Origin of the sequence: Microvirga arvi (assembly GCF_016892765.1) — a bacterium.
GTDB classification, from domain to species: domain Bacteria; phylum Pseudomonadota; class Alphaproteobacteria; order Rhizobiales; family Beijerinckiaceae; genus Microvirga; species Microvirga arvi.
Genome location: NZ_JAFEMD010000148.1, coordinates 1 through 2,643, shown reverse-complemented (window position 1 = coordinate 2,643; position 2,643 = coordinate 1). Strand labels below are relative to the sequence as shown.

The 2,643-nt window shown below is 65.6% G+C and carries 2 protein-coding genes; both read left to right on the top strand.

Translation table 11 applies throughout. The features are described 5' to 3' along the window. Window positions 1-206 precede the first annotated feature (206 nt). On the top strand, window positions 207-1,745 hold the full coding sequence (gene istA / locus ILT44_RS30120) for an IS21 family transposase (protein WP_204243284.1): 1,539 nt from the start codon (window positions 207-209) through the stop codon (window positions 1,743-1,745). 13 nt (window positions 1,746-1,758) lie between these two features. Continuing rightward, the gene (istB, locus tag ILT44_RS30115; RefSeq protein ID WP_204243283.1) at window positions 1,759-2,484 is read left to right on the top strand and encodes an IS21-like element helper ATPase IstB; all 726 of its coding nucleotides are present in this window, start codon (window positions 1,759-1,761) and stop codon (window positions 2,482-2,484) included. Window positions 2,485-2,643 lie beyond the last annotated feature (159 nt).

Sequence of the window (2,643 nt, the reverse complement as noted above, 5' to 3'; positions counted from 1 at the left end):
GCCTGCGCGTTCGACGCGATCGTGATCACGGGTTCCAGATAATCGTGATCATCCATTCCAGGGCAGCGTGATCATGGTTTCCAGAGGGTCGTGATCGCTCGTTCCAGCGATCGTGATCAGTCTTCTGAGACCGTGAAGAGGTGCTTGCCGCCGGCAGTCCGCAACCCACGGTAATCTTGGCTTTTGCTTTCCAGCCGAGGACCAAGATGCCCACCGAGAGACTGTCGATGCGCCACATCCGCGAAGTCTTACGCCTGCACCACGGTGTCGGGCTCTCCCAGCGTGCCACCGCGGCGAGCCTGGGCCTGGCCCAAGGCACCATCAGCAAATACATCAACCGCGCCCGCCGCGCCGGCCTGACCTGGCCGCTGCCGCCCGAGTTCGATGACGATGTCCTGCTGGAGAACCGGCTCTACCCGCCGCCCTCCGATCTGCCCGCCGAGCAGCGCAGCCATCCCGATTGGACCCTGGTCCATCGCGAGCTGCGCCGGCCGGGCGTCACCCTCATGCTGCTGTGGGAAGAATACTGCGACAGCACGCCCGAGGCCTTCAGCTATTCCTGGTTCTGCGAGCACTACAAGGACTGGGTGGGCCGGCTCAAACCCACTCTGCGCCAGGTCCACGTCGCCGGCGAGAAGCTGTTCGTCGACTATTCCGGCCACACCATGGAGGTGATCGACGGGCCGACCGGCGAGGTTCGCCCGGTCCAGATCTTTGTCGCCGTGCTCGGGGCCTCCAACTATACCTATGCCGAGGCCAGCTTCACCCAGAGCTTGCCGGACTGGATCGGCTCGCATGTGCGCACCTTCGCCTTCCTGGGCGGCGCCACCCGCCAGACGGTCAGCGACAATCTCAAGGCCGGAATCACCAAGGCCTGCTTCCACGAGCCGATGGTCAATCGCACCTATGCCGACGCAGCGCGTCACTACGGCACCGCCATCGTGCCGGCCCGGCCCTACAAGCCGCGCGACAAGGCGAAGGTCGAGGTCGGCGTTCAGGTGGTCGGGCGCTGGATCCTGGCCCGCCTGCGCAACCGCCGCTTCTTCTCGCTGCCGGCCCTCAATGCGGCCATCCACGATCTGCTGCATGACTTGAACGAGCGGCTCCTGCGCGGCTGGGGCCGCTGCCGACGCGAGCTGTTCGAGACGCTCGACCGCCCGGCGCTCCTGCCGCTGCCGGCCGAACCTTACGAATATGCCGAGTGGAAGCGCTGTCGCGTCGGTCTCGATTATCACATCGAGATCGGCAAGCATTACTACAGCGTGCCGCACAGCCTCATGCGCCAGGAGGTCGAGGCGCGGATCACGGCCACTAGCATCGAAGTCTTCTGGCGTGGCAAGCGCGTGGCCTCACATGTGCGCTCCCATCGTCCGCATCGGCCGACCACGGTGGCCGACCACATGCCGAGTTCGCATCGGCGCTACCGCGACTGGACGCATGAGCGCATCCGCCGCGAGGCAGGCAAGGTCGGGGCCGACGCGGCCACCCTGATCGACGTCATCCTGCGCTCCCGGCCGCATCCCGAGCAGGGCTTCCGCTCGGCGATCGGTATTCTCGGGCTGGTCAAGCGCTATGGAGCGGAGCGGGTCGATGCGGCCTGCGCGCAGGCGCTGGCGATCAACACCCGGTCCTACACCTCGGTGGCCGCCATTCTGAAGAGCGGCACGTCCAAGGCTTCCCAGCCGGCGCAGGACGCGCCGGTTCTCGTCCACGCCAACATCCGTGGCCCCGGCTACTACCACTGATCAGGAGATCCTCATGCTGCTTCATCCCACCATCGAACGCCTGCGCGCTCTTGGCCTGAGTGCCATGGCCGACACATTGATCGAGTTGCAGACCAACCCCGAGGCCGCCGCGATGCCCCATGCCGACTGGCTTGGTCTTCTGGTCGATCGGGAAGCGACGTTCCGCGACAACCGTCGTCTGGCGCGCCGCCTGAGCGCGGCCAAACTGCGCCAGAATGCCACCATCGAGAATGTCGACTACCGCAGCTCGCGTGGTCTCGACCGGGCCCTGTTCCAGGCGCTGGCCACCAGCCAGTGGGTGCGCGATCACAATCACCTAGCGATCGTCGGCCCGACCGGAACGGGGAAGAGCTGGCTCGCCTGTGCGCTCGGCCACAAGGCTTGCCGCGACGGCTTCTCGGTTCTGTATCGCCGGGCGCCGCGCCTGTTTGCCGATCTGGCCCAGGCCCGCGGCGAAGGCCGTCTGGCGCGGCTGATGAGTGCCCTGGAACGCACGGATCTGCTGATCATCGACGACTGGGGCCCGGAGCCGCTCACCGCCGAGCAGCGCCGGGATCTTCTCGAGATCGTCGACGATCGCTACGACAAGGGCTCGCTGCTGATCACCAGTCAAGTTCCCGTGTCACACTGGCACGATGTGATTGCCGATCCCACCCTCGGCGACGCGATCCTGGATCGCGTCATTCACAATGCGCATCGGATTGAACTCAAGGGCGACAGCCTGCGGCGCCGGGCTTGACCTGACGCCTGTTTCCAGACCACCTTGCAACTGTCGGCGGTATAGGCCGCTTCACTCCCGCTCAGCAGACCACCAGGTCAATGCTGACGGTGATCACGATCACCCGAACGAGTGATCACGGTCGCGTGGAACTACCGATCACCATCCCTGGAATGCGCA